Origin of the sequence: Methylobacterium sp. W2 (genome assembly GCF_020662345.1) — a bacterium.
Classification (GTDB): domain Bacteria; phylum Pseudomonadota; class Alphaproteobacteria; order Rhizobiales; family Beijerinckiaceae; genus Methylobacterium.
In genome coordinates this window covers 23641-44433 of the sequence record NZ_VMOA01000019.1, presented here as the reverse complement: position 1 = coordinate 44433, position 20793 = coordinate 23641, and the positions used below count along the sequence as shown (strand labels likewise).

The 20793-nt window shown below is 67.1% G+C and carries 16 protein-coding genes and 1 pseudogene; 10 read left to right on the top strand and 7 right to left on the bottom strand.

The genetic code is table 11. The features are described from left to right. Positions 1-4: 4 nt before the first annotated feature. The 4 genes and pseudogenes from FPV16_RS12655 to FPV16_RS12640 all read right to left on the bottom strand — a co-directional run. The gene (locus FPV16_RS12655) at positions 5-1867 is read right to left on the bottom strand and encodes an extracellular solute-binding protein (RefSeq protein WP_227438544.1); all 1863 of its coding nucleotides are present in this window, start codon (positions 1865-1867) and stop codon (positions 5-7) included. Then, the gene (locus tag FPV16_RS12650) at positions 1864-3732 is read right to left on the bottom strand and encodes an extracellular solute-binding protein (RefSeq protein ID WP_227438629.1); all 1869 of its coding nucleotides are present in this window, start codon (positions 3730-3732) and stop codon (positions 1864-1866) included. The genes FPV16_RS12655 and FPV16_RS12650 overlap by 4 nt, the downstream gene beginning before the upstream one ends. Positions 3733-3882: 150 nt before the next feature. Beyond that, positions 3883-5148 carry an alpha-hydroxy acid oxidase gene (locus tag FPV16_RS12645; protein WP_227438542.1) on the bottom strand — a complete coding sequence of 422 codons (1266 nt, stop codon included), beginning with the start codon at positions 5146-5148 and terminating at the stop codon, positions 3883-3885. 418 nt (positions 5149-5566) lie between these two features. After that, a pseudogene (locus FPV16_RS12640) lies at positions 5567-6172 on the bottom strand (c-type cytochrome); the annotation flags it as partial. A 301-nt stretch (positions 6173-6473) separates the two neighbouring features. On the opposite strand from FPV16_RS12640, the gene FPV16_RS12635 reads away from it, so the two are divergent. Both FPV16_RS12635 and FPV16_RS12630 read left to right on the top strand, forming a co-directional pair. After that, complete coding sequence (locus FPV16_RS12635) at positions 6474-7217, top strand: 3-deoxy-manno-octulosonate cytidylyltransferase (protein WP_227438538.1); 744 nt, start codon at positions 6474-6476, stop codon at positions 7215-7217. 20 nt (positions 7218-7237) lie between these two features. Further along, the gene (locus tag FPV16_RS12630; RefSeq protein WP_227438536.1) at positions 7238-8110 is read left to right on the top strand and encodes a prephenate dehydratase; all 873 of its coding nucleotides are present in this window, start codon (positions 7238-7240) and stop codon (positions 8108-8110) included. 15 nt (positions 8111-8125) lie between these two features. Here FPV16_RS12630 and FPV16_RS12625 read toward each other — a convergent pair whose 3' ends face one another. Next, complete coding sequence (locus FPV16_RS12625; RefSeq protein WP_227438535.1) at positions 8126-8851, bottom strand: fused DSP-PTPase phosphatase/NAD kinase-like protein; 726 nt, start codon at positions 8849-8851, stop codon at positions 8126-8128. A 206-nt stretch (positions 8852-9057) separates the two neighbouring features. Here FPV16_RS12625 and FPV16_RS12620 point away from each other — a divergent pair, with 206 nt between their 5' ends. The 3 genes from FPV16_RS12620 (at position 9058) to ppa (ending at position 11218) form a co-directional block, all read left to right on the top strand. Continuing rightward, positions 9058-9564: a GNAT family N-acetyltransferase gene (locus FPV16_RS12620; RefSeq protein WP_227438533.1), complete on the top strand. Its 507-nt coding sequence runs from the start codon at positions 9058-9060 to the stop codon at positions 9562-9564. Between the two features lie 123 nt (positions 9565-9687). Continuing rightward, entirely contained in the window at positions 9688-10023 is a 336-nt protein-coding gene (locus FPV16_RS12615; protein WP_227438531.1) for a hypothetical protein, read from the top strand. A gap of 658 nt (positions 10024-10681) precedes the next feature. Beyond that, positions 10682-11218 (top strand): inorganic diphosphatase, encoded by a 537-nt coding sequence (gene ppa, locus FPV16_RS12610; protein WP_227438530.1) that lies wholly within the window; start codon positions 10682-10684, stop codon positions 11216-11218. A 233-nt stretch (positions 11219-11451) separates the two neighbouring features. Here ppa and FPV16_RS12605 read toward each other — a convergent pair whose 3' ends face one another. Next, positions 11452-12738, bottom strand: a complete 1287-nt coding sequence (locus FPV16_RS12605; RefSeq protein ID WP_413629282.1) for an FAD-dependent monooxygenase — start codon at positions 12736-12738, stop codon at positions 11452-11454. Positions 12739-12983: 245 nt separating this feature from the next. Here FPV16_RS12605 and tesB point away from each other — a divergent pair, with 245 nt between their 5' ends. From tesB to FPV16_RS12580, 5 genes are all read left to right on the top strand, one after another. Next, complete coding sequence (gene tesB / locus FPV16_RS12600) at positions 12984-13853, top strand: acyl-CoA thioesterase II (protein ID WP_227438526.1); 870 nt, start codon at positions 12984-12986, stop codon at positions 13851-13853. A 283-nt stretch (positions 13854-14136) separates the two neighbouring features. Further along, positions 14137-14475 (top strand): P-II family nitrogen regulator, encoded by a 339-nt coding sequence (locus FPV16_RS12595; protein WP_018044676.1) that lies wholly within the window; start codon positions 14137-14139, stop codon positions 14473-14475. Positions 14476-14563: 88 nt separating this feature from the next. Continuing rightward, positions 14564-16069: an ammonium transporter gene (locus FPV16_RS12590; RefSeq protein ID WP_027172524.1), complete on the top strand. Its 1506-nt coding sequence runs from the start codon at positions 14564-14566 to the stop codon at positions 16067-16069. A gap of 294 nt (positions 16070-16363) precedes the next feature. Continuing rightward, complete coding sequence (locus tag FPV16_RS12585; protein ID WP_227438524.1) at positions 16364-17320, top strand: TorF family putative porin; 957 nt, start codon at positions 16364-16366, stop codon at positions 17318-17320. Positions 17321-17534: 214 nt separating this feature from the next. Next, positions 17535-20297: a DNA translocase FtsK gene (locus tag FPV16_RS12580; RefSeq protein WP_227438522.1), complete on the top strand. Its 2763-nt coding sequence runs from the start codon at positions 17535-17537 to the stop codon at positions 20295-20297. Between the two features lie 9 nt (positions 20298-20306). On the opposite strand, the gene FPV16_RS12575 is transcribed toward FPV16_RS12580, so the two are convergent. Then, positions 20307-20630, bottom strand: coding sequence for a YnfA family protein (locus tag FPV16_RS12575; RefSeq protein WP_227438521.1), 324 nt, complete (start codon positions 20628-20630; stop codon positions 20307-20309). Between the last annotated feature and the right edge of the window lie 163 nt (positions 20631-20793).

Sequence of the window (20793 nt, the reverse complement as noted above, 5' to 3'; positions counted from 1 at the left end):
GTCCTCAATTCCTGCCGATGCGTCGGGCCTTGTCGGCCTCGTGCCACCAGATCGCCGGCGCGCCGAGATCGTAGGCCGGCCCAGGCGACGGGTGGCCGTAGACGTCCCACAGGGCGAGCCGGTGATCCGCCTTGTACCACATCGGGATCCAGTAGCGGCCCGCGCGCAGCACCCGGTCGAGGGCGCGGGCGGCGACCGTGAGATCGGTCCGCGTCGCGGCATCGAGCACCCGGCCAATCAGACTATCCACGGAGGGGCTCGATACCCCGGCGAGGTTGTCCGAACCCGGCGTCGCCGCACTGGCCGAGCCGTAGACCTGCCGCAATTCGGGGCCCGGCGTCGGGCCGTTGCTGTAGCGGCGCGAGGTGATGTCGAAGTCGAAATCCTTCAGCCGCGCCTGGTACTGGGAGGTATCCACCCGCCGGATCGTGGCCTTGATCCCGATCAGGCCGAGATTGCGGATGAAGGATTGGGTATGCGGTTCGAGGGCCGGGTCGGCGTCGAGGAATTCGATCTCCAAGGGCTTACCGTTCGGCAGTCTGATGGTGGCGCCGTCGCGGGTGCAGCCCGCCTCGCGCAGGAGCGCCACGGCGCGGCTGAGGAGCGCCCGGTCCTGGCCCGACCCGTCCGATTGATCCGGCTGCCAGGCCTCCCCGAAGACCTCGTCGGGCAGGTCGGCGCGCATCGGGTCGAGGAGCGCGAGTTCCTCGCGCGAGGGCTTGCCGGTGGCCTTGAGGTCGGAATTCTCGAAGAACGAGGCGGTGCGGAGATAGGCGCCGAACATCAGGTTCTTGTTGGCCCAGGGGAAGTCGAAGCACAGGCCGATCGCCTCGCGCACCCGGCGATCCTTGAAGGCTTCGCGGCGGGTGTTGATCCACCAGCCCTGCGTGCCGGAGGGGCGCGCATCGGGCACGACCTCTTTGCGGACACGTCCCTCGCGAAAGGCGGGGAAATCGTAGCCGGTCGCCCAGACGCGGGCGGTGAACTCCTCGCGGAAGGTGAAGATACCGCTCTTAAACGCCTCGAACGCCACCTGGCGATCGCGAAAATACTCGTAGCGGATCTGGTCGAAATTGTTGTGACCAACCATCACCGGCAGGTCGGCGGCCCAGTAATCGGTCACCCGCTCCAGTTCGATGAAGCGGCCTGCCTCCAGGCGCCCGACCTTGTAGGGGCCGGACCCCATCGGCGGCTCCAGGGTGGAGGCCTCGAAGTCGCGGCCGGCGTAATAGGCCTTCGAAAAGATCGGCAGGGTGGCGACGAAGAGCGGCAGGTCACGACTGCGGCCCTTCTCGAATCGCACGACCACTGCTTCGTCGCCCTCCGGCATGGCGTCAGCCATGTCGCGGATCACCTGCGAGATCTCGGGATGCCCCTTCTGCTTCAGCAGGTTCAGCGAGAAGGCGACATCTGCTGCAGTCAGACGTGAACCATCGTGGAACCGCGCCTGCGGGCGCAGGGCGAAGCGGTAGGTAAGGCCGTCCTCGCTCGCCTCGACGCCGCGGGCGACGAGGCCGTAGAGCGCGTCCGGCTCGTCCAGCGCCCGCACCATCAGCGAATCGAAAGTCAGGTTCATGCCGGCGGCGCCGTCGCCGCGCAGGACGTAGACGTTGAGGGTGTTGAACGTGTCGCCGGCCTGATTGCCGAGGGTGGAGGACAGTTGCGCCGAGAACCGACCGCCGCGCGGGGCCGCCGGGTTGACGTAAGCGAAATGCGGGAAGTCGGCCGGGTAGTTCAACTCGCCGAAACTCGACATGCCATGGCTCGCCCCGGTGGGGGCGGCCCCCGCCGGCTTCGTCAGGGCGGTGGCAATGCCGAGGGCGCCGGCCCCGGCGACGAAGTCCCGGCGGCTCGGCGCGACCCTCACCGGGGCGCCCCGGTCTTGGCGGCCAGTGCCTCGTCGTACCACCACGTGGTCGGGAAGCCGGAGGAGCCGTAGAGCGGGAGGGTGGCCGGGTGCCCGAACCGGTTCCAGCGCAGGGTCCGCGACACGTTCGAGGCCCATTGCGGCACGACGAAGTTGTGGGCGAGGAGCACCCGGTCGAGGGCATGGGTGGCGGCGAGCACGCCCGGCCGGTCCTTGGCGAAGATCACCGCCTCGATCAGCGTGTCGATGGCCGGGTCCTTGATCCCGATCAGGTTGCGCGAGCCCTGCTTGTCGGCGGCGGCCGAGCCCCAATATTCGCGCTGCTCGTTGCCGGGCGAGAGCGACTGGCCCCAGGAACTCGTGGTCACGTCGAAGTCGAAGGCGCGCAGCCGGTTCTGGTACTGCGCCTGGTCGATGACGCGCAGCGAGGTCTGGATCCCGATGAGCTTCAGCTGAGCCGAGAAGGGCAGGACCACCCGCTCGAACACGCTCTGGAACTCCAGGAACTCGACCGTGAGCGGCTCAGCCGTCTTCACGTTGGTCATGCGCCCGTCGCGCAACTCGTAGCCGGCCTCCTTGAGGAGACGCACCGCCTCGCGCAGGTTGCCGCGCACGGCATCGGGCGTGCCGTTCACCGGGTTGGTATAGGGCGTCGTGAAGACGGAGGGCGGGACCTTGTCCTTCACGCCGTCGAGGATCGCCAGTTCGGCGCCCTGCGGCAGGCCGGAGGAGGCGAGTTCCGAGCCAAAATAATAGGAATCGATGCGCTTGTAGAGGCCGAAGAACAGCGCCCGGTTCATCTCCTCGAAATTCATGGCGAGGTTGAAGGCGCGCCGCACCCGCTCGTCCGCGAACTTGGCCTTGCGGGTGTTGAAGACGAAGGCCTGCATGATGCCGTTGCCGCGGTCGGGGAATTCCTCCTTGATCAGGCGGCCCTCCTTCACGGCGGGGAATTCGTCATAGGCAGTCGCCCAGTTGCGGGCGACGTTCTCGGCGCGGAAGTCGAACAGGTCGCCCTTCAGCGCCTCGATCAGCACGGTGGCGTCGCGAAAATACTCGTTGCGCATCGTGCCGAAATTGTTGCGGCCGACATTCACCGGCAGGTCGGCGCCCCAATAATCGGGCACACGCTCGTAGGTGACGCTGCGGCCGGCCTCGAACTTGGCGATGCGGTAGGGGCCGGAGCCGAGGGGGATCTCGAGGGTGGTCTGGGTGGCGTCGCGCTGCCGCCCCTCCGCGTCCTTGCCCGTCCACCAGTGCTTGGGCAGCACGCGGAGCTGGCCGAGCACCTGCGGTAATTCGCGGTTGCCCTTCTCGGTGAAGGTGAAGGTGACCTCGCGCGGGCCGGTGACCTCGCCCTTCGCCACGGTCTGGTAATAGGCCGCGTAGAACGGGCTGTTGGCCTTCAACGTCTCGTAGGACCAGACCACGTCCTCGGGGGTGATCGGCTTCCCGTCGTGCCAGCGGGCGTTCTCGCGCAGGCGGTAGCTGACGGAGGAGAGGTCGTCGGCGATGCGGACCCCCTCGGCGAGGAGCCCGTAGGAGGTGAACGGCTCGTCGAGCGACTCCGTCATCAGCGTATCGTAGATCTGCGCGACCCCGCCTTCGAGATCGCCCTTCAGGCCGGCCACGACGAGGTTGAAATTGTCGAAGCCGCCCTGGGCGCCGAGGCGCACGAGCCCGCCCTTCGGGGCTTTCGGGTCGGCATAGTCGAACTGCTTGAACCCGGCCGGGTATTTCGGCTCGCCCATCAGCGTGAAGGCGTGGGCCCATTGGCCGCCGTCGGGGGCGGCCCTGGCACCGCCGACGAAGGCGACGACCGCGAGGGAGGCGGCGAGAAGGCGTCCGATCAGGGCTGTTCGCATCACGAGGCGGCTGTCTCCCGAATTCCGTTGCCCGAGCCGTCGAGGGCGCGGGCGGGATGTCCTTCTAGGACGTCGGGACAGGCCACGCCAAGCGGGCACGTCTCCGGCGCGTCGGTCCAACGCGCCGGAGGAACGGCGATGCGAGGGGCGTCAGACGATCTGAACGCTCTTCGGCGTGATCTCGGAGAGCTTGGTGGCGCCGACCTGGCGCATGATCGTTTCGAACTCGCGCTGCATCAGGGTGAGCACCATCTCGACGCCGGGCTGGCCGAAGGCGGCGAGGCCCCAGACATAGGGGCGGCCGACGCAGACGGCGGTGGCGCCGAGCGCCAGGGCCTTCAGCACGTCGGTGCCGCGACGGAAGCCGCCATCGATGAGGACCGGCACCTTGCCGTTCACGGCGGCGACCACTTCCGGCAGGGCGCCGATGGTCGATTGCAGGCTCTCCTCGGCGCGGCCGCCGTGGTTGGAGACGATGATCGCGTCGACGCCGTGGGTCAGGGCGATCTTGGCATCCTCCTGGGTCACGATGCCCTTGAGGACGAGCTTGCCCTTCACGATGCCGCGCAGACGCTTCACGTAGTCCCAGGTCATGCCGGTGCCGTAGAGGTTGGTCACCTTCGACACGTCGATCTCGTCGAACATCGGCTTGCGGCTGACTTCGTTCTTGAAGCCCGGCGTGTGGCAATCGGTGCAGGTACGGGTGTCGGCGCGGCGCTCGCGGAACAGCGTCTCGGTGTTGCGGCCGCCCTGGCGGTCGACGGTGAGCACGATGGCCGGGGCGCCGGCCGCCTCGGCGCGCTTCACCAGCTTCTCGGTCACGGACCAATCGTCGGTGGGGTAGAGCATGTACCAGACGGGGGCACCGCGCTCCTTGATGACGTCCTCGATCGAGGTGCTGCCCACCGTCGACAGGATCATCTGGTGACCCTTCACCTTGCAGGCGCGGGCGGCGGCCGCCTCGGCCTCGGGGTGGAAGGCACCCACGCTGCTGACGGGCGCCAGCGCGATCGGGCTCGCCCAGGTCTCTCCGAAGATCTTCACGGTCGTGTCGATCTTGCGCACGTCGATCAGGCGGCGGACGCGGATATGGATCTTGTCGAAATCGTCGCGGTTGGCCTTCAGCGTCTTGTCGGCATCGACGCCGCTGGCGAGGTAGCCGTAATGCGCCGGGGGCAATTCCTTCTTCGCCACGGGCTCGAAATCGAACACGTTGAGGGCCTGCGCCGGATTGGCGATGAGGTCGCCGTTCATCACGGGCGCGGCGCGCAGCACATCGTAGCTCTGAGCCACCGCTTCCGTCGTTCCAAGGGCGGCGATTCCCGCCAGGGCGCGGGCGGCGCTCGGCGCGAAGAGGGGGCTGGAGGAGAAGTAGGCCAACAGTTTCCGGCGGTGGATCGATGCGCTCTCACCCATGGCAGACTGTCCCTCGACACCGTTCGACATCCGTCTCGCTCTCGCTTGCTTCGTTTTGCCGGACCTTCCTGCACCAGTTCTATTGTGCAACGCAATAACTGATATAATTCTAAATTGTAGCGCGCAGACCTGCAGCCGCCTACGCGGCTGGGTAGTCCGATGCAGTATTTTGATGGAATTTCGGCTCAGAATCCTCGATCGGCGACGTTTCCGGGCGATTCCCGCCCTACGCGACGCCTTCACGATGGCGCGATCCGTTCGATTTCCGAACCAATTCGGCGACGTGATTCGCGGGATGCTACCGCACTGCAACAGGAGAATGGGCCGATCGACGGGTCGTTCGGAACAGGAAAGGCGCGGACATGCCGCGCCTTTTCGTCGTGCCGATGAAGAGAGTGTCGCCGAAGAATGACGCTTACTGAGCCGGCTTCTCCTCCGGCGCCTTCGGATCCGCCGGCTTGTCCTCGGCGGCGGCCTTCTCCACGGCGGGGAGGGGCGCCGGGGTGTCGGCGAGCGAGCGCAGATAGGCGATCACGTCGGCACGCTCCTGCGGGGCCTGAATGCCGGCAAAGGCCATCTTGGTGCCCGGAACGTAGGTCTTCGGGTTGGCGAGGAAGTGGTCGAGCTCGTCATAGGTCCAGGTGCCGCCCTTCTCCTTCAGCGCGGCGGAATACTCGAAGCCACCTTCATGGGCGCGCTGGCGGTCGACCACGCCCCAGAGATGCGGACCGACCTTGTTCGGGCCGCCCTTCTCGAAGCTGTGGCAGGCCGCGCATTTCTTGGCGGCGCCGGTGCCCTTCTCGACGCTGGCGCTGGCGAGGCGGACCGGAAGGGGCTCGGCCTTGACTGCGGCCGCGGCGGCACCGCCACCGGCCGCCTCGGGCTGAGGCTCGGGCAGAGCGTAGCCGGCGCTCCCCGCAGGCTTGGCGGTGTAGATCAATTCGGCGACGAAACCGGAGCCCATGGCGAGAAGGAGAGTGCCGAGTACGGCGCCCGCGACCTTGTTCAGCTCGAAAGAGTCCATTCTCGACAACTCCGGGGGCGTCCGCCGGTTGCGGCGGCAGGCGTGGCCCGGTGAGCGGATGCCCCGGACTCTGGAAATGTTCGAGGGTGAATAGCGGTTAAGGGCCGACCTTGACAATGGCGCAGAGCACGGCCGTGTAGTCGCAGAGCGCCGGATGTCATTCCGGGGGCGTCGTGACCGCGCGCCGATGACAACGCGCCGATGACAACGCGCCGATGACAACGCGCCGATGACAACGCGCCGATGACAATGCGCACCGCCCCTGCTACTCCCCCGGCTCGCTGCAGAGATACGCCGGTCGATGTCGGATCCCCTCGTTCTCATTCCCGCCCGCATGGCCGCCACCCGGCTGCCGAACAAGCCGATGGCCGATATCGCCGGTGAGCCGATGATCGTCCATGTCTGGCGCCGCGCCGTGGAGGCCGGGATCGGGCCGGTGGTGGTGGCCACGGATGCCGTCGAGATCGTCGAGGCGATCGAGCGGGTCGGCGGCCTCGCGACCCTCACCCGGGCCGATCATCCCTCCGGCTCGGACCGGCTCGCCGAGGCCCTCGACATCATCGATCCGCAGGGACACCACGACGTGGTGGTCAACGTGCAGGGCGACCTGCCGACGATCGACCCGGCGGTCATCGGCGCGGCGATCCTACCGCTGGCGGACCGCGCCGTGGACATCGCCACCCTTTGCGCGATCATCACCCGCGACGAGGAGCGGCACGATCCCAACGTGGTGAAGCTCGTCGGCCACCATGTGGGGCCGAACCGGCTGCGCGCGCTCTATTTCACGAGGGCGCAGGCGCCCTGGGGGGAGGGGCCGCTGTTCCACCATATCGGCCTCTACGCCTATCGCCGCCGGGCGCTCACGCGCTTCATGGCCATACCCCCCGGCGAACTCGAGACCCGCGAGAAACTGGAGCAGTTGCGGGCGCTGGAGGCGGGCATGCGCATCGACGCCACCATCGTCGACGACCTGCCGCTGGGCGTCGACACCCCCGCCGATCTCGAACGGGCGCGGGCGGTGCTCCTGGCCCGGCGCCTCAACTGACGAACCGAGTCATCACCTCCATGTCCGATACGACCGAATCCCGCACCACGATCTCCTACCAGGGCGAGCCGGGCGCGAATTCGCATATCATCTGCGCCCAGGCCTATCCCGACTGGACGCCGCTGCCCTGCGCCTCGTTCGAGGAGGCCTTCGCGGCGGTGAATGACGGCCGCGCCGCCCTGGCGATGATCCCCATCGAGAATTCCATCGCCGGTCGTGTCGCCGACATCCACCACCTGATCCCGAGCTCGAACCTGCACATCGTGGCCGAGCACTTCCTGCCGATCCATTTTCAGCTGATGGCGCTTCCCGGAACGCCAATCGAGGCGATCCGGACGGTGCACAGCCACGTCCATGCCCTGGGACAGTGCCGCAAGATCATCCGGCGGCTCGGACTGAAGGCCATCGTCGCCGGCGACACGGCGGGCGCGGCGCGGGAGGTCGCCGAAGCCGGCGATCCGAGCCGCGGCGCGCTGGCCCCGGCCATGGCGGCCGGCGTCTACGGGCTCGACATCCTCGCCCGCGACGTGGAGGACGAGAGCCACAACACCACACGCTTCGTGGTGTTCTCGCCCGAGGCGGTGGAGGTGCCGGCCGCATCGGGGCCGACGGTGACGAGCTTCATCTTCCGCGTCCGCAACATTCCGGCGGCGCTCTACAAGGCGCTCGGGGGATTTGCCACCAACGGCGTCAACATGTCGAAGCTCGAGAGCTACATGGTCGAGGGCCAGTTCTCGGCAACGCAGTTCTATGCCGAGGTGGACGGCCATCCGGAAGATCCGGGCCTCGCCCGCGCGCTCGACGAACTCGCCTATTTCTCGCGGGAATTGCGCATCATTGGGACCTACCCGGCCCATCCGTTCCGCGAGACCACGCGCCTGGCGGCGGAGTAGCGCGCGGAACGCGCACTATTCCCGCTTGATCACCCGGTCGACCACGAGGTCGGACCAGAAGCCCGGCCGGAACTCGCGCTTCAGGGCCTCGGGGTCGTAGACGGTCTCGACCCAGGTCAGGAAATCCAGTCCCTTCGCTTCGCCCTCGCGCAGGTAGAGGTCGAAGAACGCGTCGAGGATCCCGGTCTTGGCGAAGCGGAAATGGCCGTACCGGGCCGAGAGCTGCCCCATCGCCTCCGAGACCGGCACGCCTTCGTGCAGGATGAGGAACAGGGCGGCGCCGAGACCGGCCCGGTCCGCCCCGGACTTGCAATGCATCACGGCGGGATACTGGACCCCGTCGAAAAAGGCTTTCGCGCCGAGGATTGTCTCCTTCGACGGTGCCTCGCGCGAGCGCAGGACGAACTCGACGAGGTCCAGCCCCTGCTGCGCGCAGGCCTCGCGCTGGAGCGGCCAGGAGCCGTGCTCGCGGCCGCCGCGCAGGGAGATCACCGTCCGCACGCCCTGCCGCCGGAACCAGGCGAGCTGGTGCGGCGTCGGCTGGGCCGAGCGCCAGACCTTCCCGGTGCCGATCTTGTGGCGGTTGAGATAGGCCAGCCGGAAGACGCCGTGATCCACGAGCAGCATGTTGGCCCAGGCCCGCATGCGCGCCCCCCGGCCGGCGATCGGCTGCTCGAAGCGGGCGATCCGCGCCATGCGCCGGGCATAGCGGATCTCGGGCTTGATGAATCTGTTGAACACGGGTGGCGGCGGGCACCTGTCGAGAGGAACGTCTGGCGGCTCTAACAGCCGGGGCAGCGTCCGGCAAACGGATGTCGTCGAATCGCGCCATCCGAGCCTCAAGTAGCGCGCTTTTCGGAACTCGGCATCCGGCTTGCCTTCATCATGCCCGTATCGTGGATTTCGATGCGCGATCGTTCCCGTTTCCACCAAGCGTAGGGACAGTCATGAAGACGAGCACCACCAGCATCCGCCGCGCCCGTCCGGGAGACGCCGATCGGTTGAGCGACGTCTTCGACGAAACCTGGCGGGAGGCCTATCGCGGCATCATCCCCGGCGTGTCCCTGGAGCGGATGATCTCCCAGCGCCCCTCCCAATGGTGGCTCGGCGCGGCCCAGCGGAATCGGCCCTTGGTGGTGGTCGAGATCGGCGACGAGGTCGTCGGATACGCGATCTACGGGCAGGCGCGGGGCGGCGCCCTCAAGGCCTCGGGGGAGGTGGACGAACTCTACATCCTGCCGGCCTATCAGGGTCTGGGCCTCGGCCGGCGCCTGTTCCGCGCTATCCGCAACGACCTCGCCGACCATGGGCTGACGCGGATCGGGGTCTGGACCCTGGCGGGCAACGAGCGTGCCTGCGGCTTCTATGCGGGTCTCGGGGGCATGAAGGTGGCCGAGGCCGTCGACCGCATGGCCGGCGCCGTTCTCTCCAAAGTGGCCTACCGCTTCGACTGAGACCCGATCCCGTCTTCGGGGAACCCTGAAGGCGGGGCGGCACGTTGATCCTGTGCCCGGACGAAGCCGTTCCCATCGGCCGGGAACGCGTCGCGACGCCCCCGCGCCGGATCAAGGACCACGATGACCGCCAGCCAGCAGAATCTGCCACGCCGGGATTGCACGGCGCAGGATTGGGACGACCGCGTCACCCGCCTCACCGAGAAACTGCCCGATCGGTTGCGGCGTGCCATCGAATGGCTGCGCGAGCCGTCTCGCCGCTGGGTGAGAATCGGTGCGGCGATCCTGTTCATCCTCGGTGGCATCTTCTCGATCCTGCCGGTGCTCGGGCTCTGGATGCTGCCCGTGGGCCTCGCCCTCCTCAGCCAGGATATTCCCGCACTCAAGGTCCCGCTCGAACGCTCGGCCCGCTGGATCGAGGGGGTCTGGCGGCGCTGGTTCGGATCGGATCGGAAGTAATCCTGATCCGTGGGCTCGGCCCCCGATCGCTGGCGGATCATATAGCCTTGACGGGTACAGCCACGATTGGGACGAGTATGATCGAAGTCATCCACGGGGGAACGCGAGGCACACCCCAGCTCTTTCACCTGGATGGTTTTCGGATTCACCCATCTGGTCTCGCGGAGCAGAGCGCGTCCCTTTCCCCCTTGTATATCGGATTCGCACATCTGCTGCACGGCTGTGCCCCTACGCCAGAGCGTTCGACATGAAGCGCAACGAGCTCCCTCTCCTGGAAGGAGAGGGCTGGGGTGAGGTGTGGTCCATCTCCGGAGAGGTCGCACACCTCACCCTGTCCCTCTCCTTCTAGGAGAGGGGACCCGAGCCGCCCGCGAGGTGAGAGAACATCGTAGCCCCCTTGTGGGGAGAGGTTACGCGTGGGTGTGGCTCTGCAGCCTCCCCGCATGGGGGAGGAGGGCAGGGCTTCCCGCGAACTTCGTGAATGCCGTCGCCCCCGACCGTATGGGTGGGGCATGCGGGGCCGAAAGGGCGCGCGGCGGTTACGATAAGCCGCAAAAGCCCCGCGCATCGGGCCAAGGTCGATTTCCTTTATCGCGGAAGGGATTTAAGAGACGCCGAAACAGCGCCTTGAATTGCTGCAGGCTCGAGCGAGGACCCCATGATCATCGACTCCATCTCGATCGGAAAGAACCCGCCGGACGACGTTAACGTCATCATCGAAGTGCCGATCGGCGGCGATCCGATCAAGTACGAGATGGACAAGGAATCGGGTGCGCTTGTGGTCGACCGGTTTCTCTATACCGCGATGCATTACCCGGGGAATTACGGCTTCATCCCGCACACCCTCTCGGGCGACGGCGATCCCTGCGACGTACTCGTGGCCAATACGCGCGCCATCGCGCCCGGCGCGGTCATCAGCGTCCGCCCGGTGGGCGTCCTCGTGATGGAGGACAATGCCGGTGAGGACGAGAAGATCATCGCCGTGCCGTCCCGCCACCTGACGATGCGCTACAACCGGATCGAGAACTACACCGACCTGCCGGAGATCACGATCCAGCAGATCCAGCACTTCTTCGAGCACTACAAGGATCTGGAGCCCGGCAAGTGGGTGAAGATCAAGCGCTGGGGCGACAAGGCCGAAGCCCATCGCCTCATCCTCGAGGGTATCGAGCGCGCCAAGACCGAGAAGGCCTGAGAGCCTTTTCGATCGGATCTCTCAGCGGTGCTGATGCCGAAGCGGATTATCTGCAAAAGTCGATCATCCAAGCCGACGACCTCATCCTGAGGTGCCCTTTGCTCGAGCAAAGGGCCTCGAAGGAGCTTCCAGTCGTCACGCGATCCCTGGAAGCCTCCTTCGAGGCCGCTACGCGGCGCCTCAGGATGAGGCAATGCCTTGGAACGACGACACAAACAGGCGGTGAGACCGTCTCACAACGCCTCGCCCCGCATCAGCCGGGGCGAGGCCGCCCGCGAAGCCGACGCCTCGCCGATGAACACCGACTTCAAGCCCGGCATCCGGTCGACGAGGCCGAGCCCGAGATCGCGCATGAGGCGAACCGGCAGGAAGTCGTTGGAGAACAGGCGGTTCAGCCCGTCCGTGGCGGCCGCCATGGCGAAGGTGGCAAAGCGCCGGCTTCGCTCATAGCGCTGCAGCACATCCTTCGCTCCCGGATCGAGGCCGAGGCGCAGGGCTTCCGTGATCTCCTCCGCCAGGGACGCGGCGTCGGCGAGGCCAAGATTCAGCCCCTGGCCGGCGATCGGGTGGATGACGTGGGCGGCATCGCCGAGCAGGGCGAGCCGCTCGCCCCGAAAGCTTCGCGCCATGCCGAGGGACAGCGGATGGGCGCTCGGCCCATCCTCGATGACGAGACAGCCGAGATTGAGCCCGAAGCGGCGTTCGATCTCCGCGAGGGTGTCCTCCGGGCTTCCGCCGATCAGCGCGTCCACATCCGCTGCCCGCTCCGTCCAGACGATGGAGGAGCGGTGGCCGAGCGCACCGCCATCGACCAGGGGCAGGATGGCGAAGGGACCGCTCGGCAGGAAATGCTCGAAGGCCCGGCCGCCATGGGGGCGTTCATGCCCGATCGTGGCGACGATGCCCCTCTGCGGATAGGACCGGCCGACCCAACCGATGCCGGCCGCTTCGCGCAGCCTCGAGCGCGCTCCGTCCGCGGCGACCAGCAAGGTCGCGCCCGCCTCGCGCCCGTCGGACAACGCGAGGGCGATGCTCCGGCCGTCCGCCTGCGCGTGGCGGATGCCGACCGGCTCGAAGCCGACGCCAACAGCTCTCGATGCCGCCAGCAGGGCATCGGCGAGGAATTCGGCCTCGACCATATGGGCGAAGGGCTCCCCTGCGAGTGGCGCTTCGCCCGTGCCGTCCCGGCCGAAGGTCAGGAAGACCGGTCTCACCGGATCGGTCAGCCGGCTGTCGCTGATCGCCATGTCGAGAATCGGTTCGGCCGCATGGGCGATGTCGGCCCAGATTCCCAACCGCGTCAGCATGCGCCGGCCGCCGGCCGCCACGGCGAAGGCACGCCCCCGATGCCGGAGCGCCGCACGATCCAGTCCCGGATCGAAGACGGTGACGTCCAGGGCATCGCCGTGAGCCTGGCGCAGGGCCAGGGCCAGACTGAGACCGGGAATGCCGCCGCCGGCGATGGCCACCTTGCGGGGCGCGCCGCCTTGCATCGATCCACTCATCCCCGTCCCGCCCATCCCCGTTCCGCTCATGCCCTTTGCCTCGTCCCCATTCCCACGGCCTGCGATCAGAGACATGGGGAGTGGCACCCCGCCGCGCCGGAGGCAACGCGCGAGAACGAAGCATGATGCGTCATGGGAGGGTCCGCGTCGTCGGAATGGACGAGTGAGCCTTGCATTCCGGGCGAGCTGTGGCGATTCCCTCTCCGGCAGAGCCGTGATGCACGGCCGCATCGATGACCTCAGCCCGGCGAAAGGCCCGCATGACCGGATCCGTCGACGAACTCCTCGCTTGCCTCGACCTCGCACGCCTCGACGAGAACCTCTTCCGAGGCCAGAGCATCGAGACCGGCTGGTTCCGGGTGTTTGGCGGCCAAGTTCTGGGGCAAGCCCTCGTCGCCGCATCGCGCACGGTGGAGGCAAGCCGGCCGCCGCATTCCCTCCATGCCTATTTCATCCTCGCCGGCGACCCGGCCGCGCCGATCGACTACGCGGTGGAACGCATCCGCGACGGGCGCAGCTTCGCCACGCGGCGGGTCGTGGCCCATCAGCACGGCCGCGCGATCTTCACCCTGTCGGCCTCGTTCCACACCGAAGAGGACGGGCTCGTCCATCAGATCGTGATGCCGGACGTGCCGGGGCCCGAGGCGCTGCTCGACGCCCCCGCTTTGGCCGCGCAGGCAGGGCCGTCGATCCCGGCGACGAAGCGCGCCTATCTCGGGCGTGCCACCCCGATCGCGCTGAGGCCGGTGGAGGTGGAGCGGTACATGTCGCGCGAACCGCGCGAGCCCCGCTTCCATGTCTGGCTCCGGGCCGGGGCGCGCCTGCCGGACGACCCGGCCATCCACAGGGCCGTCCTCGCCTATGCCTCCGACCTGATGCTGCTGGACGCGACGCTGATCCCCCACGGCCAGACGGTGTTCGATGCGACCATCCAATCCGCGAGCCTCGATCACGCCCTCTGGTTTCACCGTCCCTTCCGCGCCGACGAATGGCTGCTTTACGCTCAGGAGAGCCCCACCGCCTCGGGCGCGCGCGGTTTCGCCAGGGGATCGATCTTCACGAGGGCAGGAGAGCTCGTGGCGTCGGTCGCCCAGGAGGGCTTGATCCGGCCGACCGGGGACGGCTCCTAAACGCCGCGAGCTTTGCTTTACGGGCTGCCAATCTGCTCACGATATCGTCTGAATGGTCATTATTTAGGCGATTACAGCAAAAGAATCGCACGATCACGCGTCAGTGATCGATCATTTTGTGTGCAGAACAGCAAAGGGGGGAAAAGTTCCTTTTGGCATAGTCCTTGAATGATGGGCGCCGATCGCTTGGCCATTCCGGCTGGTGCGAAATGCCGGATTGCCAGGCCGCGACGCAGATCGGGCCGGCGGCCGGGGGCATCCAGAACAAAAGGGGGCGCCGCCCATGAAGATCGTGATGGCTATCATCAAGCCGTTCAAGCTCGAGGAGGTCAGGGATGCGCTGACCGGAATCGGCGTCCACGGCCTCACGGTGACCGAGGTCAAGGGTTATGGCCGCCAGAAGGGCCACACCGAAATCTACCGCGGCGCCGAATATGCCGTGAGCTTCCTGCCGAAGCTGAAGATCGAGGTCGCGGTCGCGTCCGATCTCACCAGCAGCGTCATCGACGCCATCGCCGCCGCCGCCCGCACCGGCCAGATCGGCGACGGGAAGATCTTCGTCGTGCCCCTCGAGAAGGCCGTCCGCATCCGCACCGGCGAGACCGACGTCGACGCGCTCTGAGCCACCGCCCCGGCCGGACAACGCTCCGGCCCGCTTCCTCCTCCTTCCTTCACGTCATCATCGCACCGCGACCGGGAGTTCCGTTTCCATGAAACTTCGCAATGCCCTTGCGCTCGGGATGGGAGGCGCCGCGCTGGCCCTCCTGTTCGTCGAGCCATCCCTCGCACAGTCGCCGACCCCAGAAGTCGTCGCGGCGCCGGCCGCCGCCGCGCCCGTTCCCAACAAGGGCGATACCGCCTGGATGATGGTCTCGGCCGTCCTCGTGCTCCTGATGACCGTGCCCGGCCTCGCGCTGTTCTACGGTGGCCTCGTGCGCACCAAGAACATGCTCTCGGTGCTGACGCAGGTCTTCGCCATCGCCTCCATCGTCTGCCTTCTGTGGGTCGCTTTCGGCTACAGCATGGCCTTCACCAACGGCGGCGGTCTCAACGATTTCGTCGGCGGCTTCTCCAAGGTCTTCCTGAAGGGCGTCGACCCGTCCACCACCGTGGCGACCTTCTCCAACGGTGTCGTCATTCCCGAATACGTCTACATCTGCTTCCAGATGACGTTCGCGATGATCACGCCCGGCCTCATCGTCGGCGCCTTCGCCGAGCGCATGAAGTTCTCCGCCCTGCTCGTGTTCTCGGTGCTGTGGGTCACGCTGATCTACTTCCCGATGGCACACATGGTCTGGTACTGGGGTGGTCCCGACCTCGTCGGCGACGCCGCCAAGGCCCTGGCCGCTGCTACCGACGACGCTTCCAAGGCGACGGCGCAGGCCGCTCTCGACGCGGTCAACGCCGATGCCGGCATGATCTTCAAGTGGGGCGCCCTCGACTTCGCCGGCGGCACCGTCGTGCACATCAATGCGGGTATCGCCGGCTTCGTCGGCTGCCTGATGCTCGGCAAGCGCATCGGCTACGGCCGTGACCTGCTCGCCCCGCACTCGCTAACCATGACCACCATCGGCGCCTCGCTCCTCTGGGTCGGCTGGTTCGGCTTCAACGCCGGTTCGAACCTCGAAGCCAACGGCTCCGCGGGTCTGGCCATGATCAACACCTTCGTCGCCACCGCCGCCGCCGCCGTCTCCTGGCTGTTCGTGGAGTGGATGCTCAAGGGCAAGCCCTCGCTCCTGGGCATGCTGTCGGGGGCCATCGCCGGCCTCGTCGCCGTCACGCCCGCCGCCGGCTTTGCCGGTCCGATGGGCTCGATCGTCCTCGGCCTCGTCGCCGGTGGCGCCTGCTTCATCATGTGCTCCACGGTGAAGAACGCCCTCGGCTACGACGACTCCCTCGACGTCTTCGGCGTCCACTGCATCGGCGGCATCCTCGGCGCCCTGGCCACCGGCATCCTGGTGAGCCCGGACCTCGGCGGCGTCGGCATCCCCGACTACACCAGCAAGCCCGGCGAACTGGCTGTCGGCGCCTACGACATGGCGGCGCAACTCCTGGCCCAGGGTAAGGCCGTCGGCTTCACCATCCTGTGGTCCGGCATCGGCTCCGCCATCCTGTACAAGCTCGTCGACCTGACCATCGGTCTGCGCGTGACCCAGGACGAAGAGCGCGAAGGCCTCGACATCGCCGACCACGGCGAGCGCGCCTACAACTACTGATCTCGCCGAACCGCGAAATCCATCGAACCACGAGGCCCCGGTCGCCAGACGACCGGGGCCTTTTTCATGCCTGCGGGGATCGTGGCACGAGCGCTTCTCGGGCCGTCCGCCTGCGACATCGCTCCACCTTGCCGGAGTGCGGCAAGAATGTGATCAAAAAACAACATCCCCACGGCAAGTCTTGGAACGGATTGAATTTGCCTATTTGCTAGGCAATTGCATGAAAGTTAGTTTTGCGATGGTCGGCCGAATTGGGCAACCTGCAAATCACAGACTAACTGGGGCTTAAATGAAATGACACTCAAGCTGACCGCACTGGGGACTGCTGCCTCCCTCGCCGCTTTCCTGAGCGTTGGCACCGTCAACGCCGCCGACCTTGCCGCCCCGAAGGTCATGCCGGTGGAGGCGAAGGTCTCCGAACCGCTGATCGGCTTCTCGTTCGGCTCGCGCTACCAGACGGATTATAACTTCCGCGGTGTGTCGCAGTCGAACCGCCAGGGCAGCTACCAGTCCTTCTTCGAGGCTCAGTATTTCGGCGGCTTCGCCTATACCGGCCTCGCCACCTACCAGACCCGCCTGCCCACGCAGCCGGACATGGAGTTCGATCTCGCCGCCGGTATCCGTCCGACCTACGGCAAGTTCGCCCTCGATCTCGGCGTGCTCTACTACTTCTACCCCAACGAGAAGCGCCTGCTGGGACCGGGCGGTGCGTTCCTGACCACCGCCAACACCGACTTCATGGAATATGCCGCCAAGGGCACCTGGACCGCGACGGATTCGCTGACCCTCGGCCTCAACGTGTTCTTCTCGCCGAATTTCCTCGGCCAGCACGCCAACGGCACCTACACTTCGGGTACCGCCGCCTACACCCTGCCGGCCGACTGGTTCTCGTTCCTGCCGGAGGCCTATTCCGGCGGCTTCTCGATCTCGTCCGAGCTCGGCTACTACTTCCTGACCGCGGCCAAGACCTCGGCGACCGGGCAGACCGCCTTCAACCTCCCGAGCTACCTCTACGGGAACGTCGGCCTGTCCTACACCTACAAGAACATCGTTCTCGATGTGCGCTACCACAACACCGACCTGAGCAAGACCGACTGCTTCAACTTCACCGGCGACTACCGCGGCTTCAACAACGGCGGAACCTCGAAGTGGTGCAGCGATGCCGTCATCGGCTCGATCACCTTCCAGACCTCCACCGCGGCTCCGGGCATCTATGCCGAGCCGGGCGGCCTCCTGAACCTCTTCCGCTAAGCGCGAAGCTCAGCGACGGACGAAGAAAGGCCCCGGAGCGATCCGGGGCCTTTCTTCGTTGGCGGTATGGATGAGAATTGCCCGAGCAGGGCATGCATATGACCGAGAAAGCAGACATTCGCGCGGGCCGCGCTAACGATCTCTAAGCCTTAAACAGCCGTTAACTCGGTCGACATAGCGTTAGCGGATCGTTTCTCCCTGCGTCTGGTCCCGTATGCGCTCGCTCCGCCGTTCCGCATCGCCCTACGACACTTTCGTCGACAGCTTCAGACCGTTCCTGGCGAAGCGAATGACGGAGATGGGCGGTCTCATCCTGTTCGCGGGCGCGACCGCGCTCACGGTCGCCCTGGCGACCTGGTCCATCGACGATCCGAGCATCAACCACGCCACCGATCGTGCCGCGCACAACGTGCTCGGCACCGGCGGCGCGGTGGTGTCGGACCTGGCGATGCAGCTCCTCGGCCTCGGCTCCCTGGCCTTCGCCCTGCCGCCCGCCTTCTGGGGCGTCCAACTCATGCGGTCCCGGGAGCTGCCCCGGGGCGGCCTGCGGATCACCCTCTGGATCATCGGATTCTTTGCCGCGAGCGCGGTGGCGAGCGCGCTTCCGCCCACCGCCCGCTGGCCCCTACCCACCGGGCTCGGGGGCGTGGCCGGCGATGCCCTCATCCACACCGCGCGCCTCCTCATCGGCGCCATCGCGTCCCCGGCCACGCCCCTCGTCGGCTTCGCCTTCGCGGCGGTGGCGATCCTCTGCCTCACCGGCGCCTGCCGCGCCGGAGCCGAGCCGGAGGAAGAATCCTACGATCAGCCCGCTCCCTCCGCGTCCAACCAGCGACCGCAACCCTCCGCGAGGCATGACGGCCGTTACGAAGAGGACGAGCCGAGCCTCGGCATCGTCTCCCTCGGCACCCTGGCGCATCTCTTGATGGGCGGCCGGATCGCGATCGCGCGACGCATCGCCGAATGGCGTGCCGACCGGGCGGCGGCGGCCACCGAACTCGCCTATGCCGGTGCCTCGCCGGCCCTGGCCGCACGCCGTGCCTTCTCCGACGGCGACGATGCGCCATGGTCGGCCCATGCGCCGCTGGATACGGGAAGCCCGGCCAGGGGCGGTGCCGGTCAGGCTGCACCGGGGCAGGGTGGGGCGGATCCCGCCTCGACTCGCCGCGAGCCGGTCTTCGAGCCGCAGCCCATGGCAGAGCCGCGGCCGGTCGCGCGCCGTCCCCTCCCTGAGCCGATCCTGCACGACGACGAGCCGGACGATGGCGGCGAAGAATTCTACGCTCCCGAAGAACCGGTCGCATCGGCGCCGGCCCCGCGCTCCCGTGTCGCCCCGGTGGCACCGTCCCCCACTCCGGCACCGATCCGGCGCGCATCTCCCGCCCCGGCCTATGGTGCAGAGAGCTATTCCCATCCCCCCCTCGAACTGCTCGGCGAGGCGCCGGGCCTGTCCCTGGCGAGCCAGGTCTCGACGGAAGCTCTTGAGCAGAATGCAACCCTGCTCGAGGCGACGCTTAGTGATTTCGGCGTGCGCGGCGACATCCTCGCCGTCCGCCCCGGCCCGGTGGTGACCCTTTACGAACTGGAGCCGGCTCCCGGCACCAAGTCGAGCCGCGTGATCTCCCTCTCCGACGATATTGCTCGCTCGATGTCGGCGGTCTCGGCCCGTGTCGCCGTGGTCCCCGGTCGCAACGCCATCGGCATCGAATTGCCGAATGCCAAGCGCGAGACCGTGTATCTGCGCGAGCTTCTCGCCTCGGCGGATTTCGTCGAGACGAAGCAGAGCCTCGCTCTCTGCCTCGGCAAGAACATCGGCGGCGAGCCGATCATCGCCGATCTCGCCAAGATGCCCCACCTGCTGGTGGCCGGCACCACCGGCTCGGGCAAGTCGGTGGCGATCAACACGATGATCCTGTCGCTGCTCTACCGGATGAAGCCGGAAGAATGCCGCCTGATCATGGTCGACCCCAAGATGCTGGAACTCTCCGTCTATGACGGCATCCCGCACCTGCTCTCCCCCGTCGTCACCGACCCGAAGAAGGCGGTCATCGCCCTCAAATGGGCCGTGCGCGAGATGGAGGAGCGCTACAAGAAGATGTCGAAGGTCGGCGTACGCAACATCGACGGGTTCAACGCGCGCCTCGCCGAGGCGCGCGGCCGGGGTGAGATCCTGACCCGCACGGTCCAGACCGGGTTCGACCGCGAGACGGGCGAGGCGGTCTACGAGACCGAGGAGATGGATCTCAATCCGCTCCCCTACATCGTGATCGTGGTCGACGAGATGGCCGACCTGATGATGGTGGCGGGCAAGGACATCGAGGGCGCGATCCAGCGCCTCGCGCAGATGGCGCGCGCGGCGGGCATCCACCTGATCATGGCGACGCAGCGGCCGTCGGTGGACGTCATCACCGGCACGATCAAGGCGAACTTCCCGACCCGGATCTCCTTCCAGGTCACGTCCAAGATCGACAGCCGCACGATTCTCGGCGAGATGGGCGCCGAGCAGCTGCTCGGCCAGGGCGACATGCTGTTCATGGCCGGCGGCGGACGCACCACCCGCGTCCATGGCCCGTTCTGCTCGGATTCGGAAGTCGAGAGCGTGGTCGCCCATCTCAAGCGCCAGGGCCGGCCGTCCTACCTCGAAGCCGTCACCGCCGACGATGGCGAGGACGACGACAAGGGGGCCAAGGGCGGCGGGAAATCGGCCAAGGGCTCGATCGACGAGATCGAGGTCGACGGTGCGGTCTTCGACCAGGGCAGCTTCGGCGAGAGCGGCGGCGACCTCTACGCCCAGGCGGTACAGGTGGTGATGCGGGACAAGAAGGCCTCCACCAGCTACATCCAGCGCCGCCTGCAGATCGGCTATAACCGCGCCGCCTCGCTCATGGAGCGGATGGAGGTGGAGGGGATCGTCGGCTCGGCCAACCATGCGGGCAAACGCGAGATCCTGGTGGAGCCCGATCCGCACGAGATGTGACGCGCCCCGTCAGGCGCGCGGCGCGAACAGGATGATCCCGGTGCCGACGAGGCAGATCGCGGCACCGGTCATATCCCACCGGTCCGGCCTCTGGCTCTCGGCGAGCCAGAGCCAGAGGATCGAGGCGGCGATGTAGACGCCGCCATAGGCCGCATAGGCCCGCCCCGCCGCGTCGCTCTCCACCCTGGTGAGCAGAACGGCGAAGAGGACGAGGGACACTATGCCCGGCAGCGCCCACCAGGCCGAGCGGCCGAGCCGCAGCCAGGCCCAGAAGGCGAAGCATCCGGCGATTTCGGCCAGCGCGGCGCCGGTATAGACGAGGGCGGTGATCAAGAATTCGCTCCATCACGAAAGGGGCCGCGCGACGCAGTCCCATGCCGGTTCTTCGCCCGCAGGGACGATGGCCCCCGGGAAAAGCCGTTTGAGACGCTTTTCCCAGGCCTTACCTCATCCTGCGGTGCCGCGGAGCGGCCTCGAAGGAGGGCTCCTTCAAAGC

What these genes read in the sequence shown, in the direction of transcription:
- FPV16_RS12650 (WP_227438629.1), bottom strand. Translation starts at nt 3,732, where the DNA reads ATGCGAACAGCCCTGATCGGACGCCTTCTCGCCGCCTCCCTCGCGGTC.
- FPV16_RS12645 (WP_227438542.1), bottom strand. Translation starts at nt 5,148, where the DNA reads ATGGGTGAGAGCGCATCGATCCACCGCCGGAAACTGTTGGCCTACTTC.
- FPV16_RS12635 (WP_227438538.1), top strand. Translation starts at nt 6,474, where the DNA reads ATGTCGGATCCCCTCGTTCTCATTCCCGCCCGCATGGCCGCCACCCGG.
- FPV16_RS12630 (WP_227438536.1), top strand. Translation starts at nt 7,238, where the DNA reads ATGTCCGATACGACCGAATCCCGCACCACGATCTCCTACCAGGGCGAG.
- FPV16_RS12620 (WP_227438533.1), top strand. Translation starts at nt 9,058, where the DNA reads ATGAAGACGAGCACCACCAGCATCCGCCGCGCCCGTCCGGGAGACGCC.
- FPV16_RS12615 (WP_227438531.1), top strand. Translation starts at nt 9,688, where the DNA reads ATGACCGCCAGCCAGCAGAATCTGCCACGCCGGGATTGCACGGCGCAG.
- ppa (WP_227438530.1), top strand. Translation starts at nt 10,682, where the DNA reads ATGATCATCGACTCCATCTCGATCGGAAAGAACCCGCCGGACGACGTT.
- FPV16_RS12605 (WP_413629282.1), bottom strand. Translation starts at nt 12,738, where the DNA reads ATGGGCGGGACGGGGATGAGTGGATCGATGCAAGGCGGCGCGCCCCGC.
- tesB (WP_227438526.1), top strand. Translation starts at nt 12,984, where the DNA reads ATGACCGGATCCGTCGACGAACTCCTCGCTTGCCTCGACCTCGCACGC.
- FPV16_RS12595 (WP_018044676.1), top strand. Translation starts at nt 14,137, where the DNA reads ATGAAGATCGTGATGGCTATCATCAAGCCGTTCAAGCTCGAGGAGGTC.
- FPV16_RS12590 (WP_027172524.1), top strand. Translation starts at nt 14,564, where the DNA reads ATGAAACTTCGCAATGCCCTTGCGCTCGGGATGGGAGGCGCCGCGCTG.
- FPV16_RS12585 (WP_227438524.1), top strand. Translation starts at nt 16,364, where the DNA reads ATGACACTCAAGCTGACCGCACTGGGGACTGCTGCCTCCCTCGCCGCT.
- FPV16_RS12580 (WP_227438522.1), top strand. Translation starts at nt 17,535, where the DNA reads ATGCGCTCGCTCCGCCGTTCCGCATCGCCCTACGACACTTTCGTCGAC.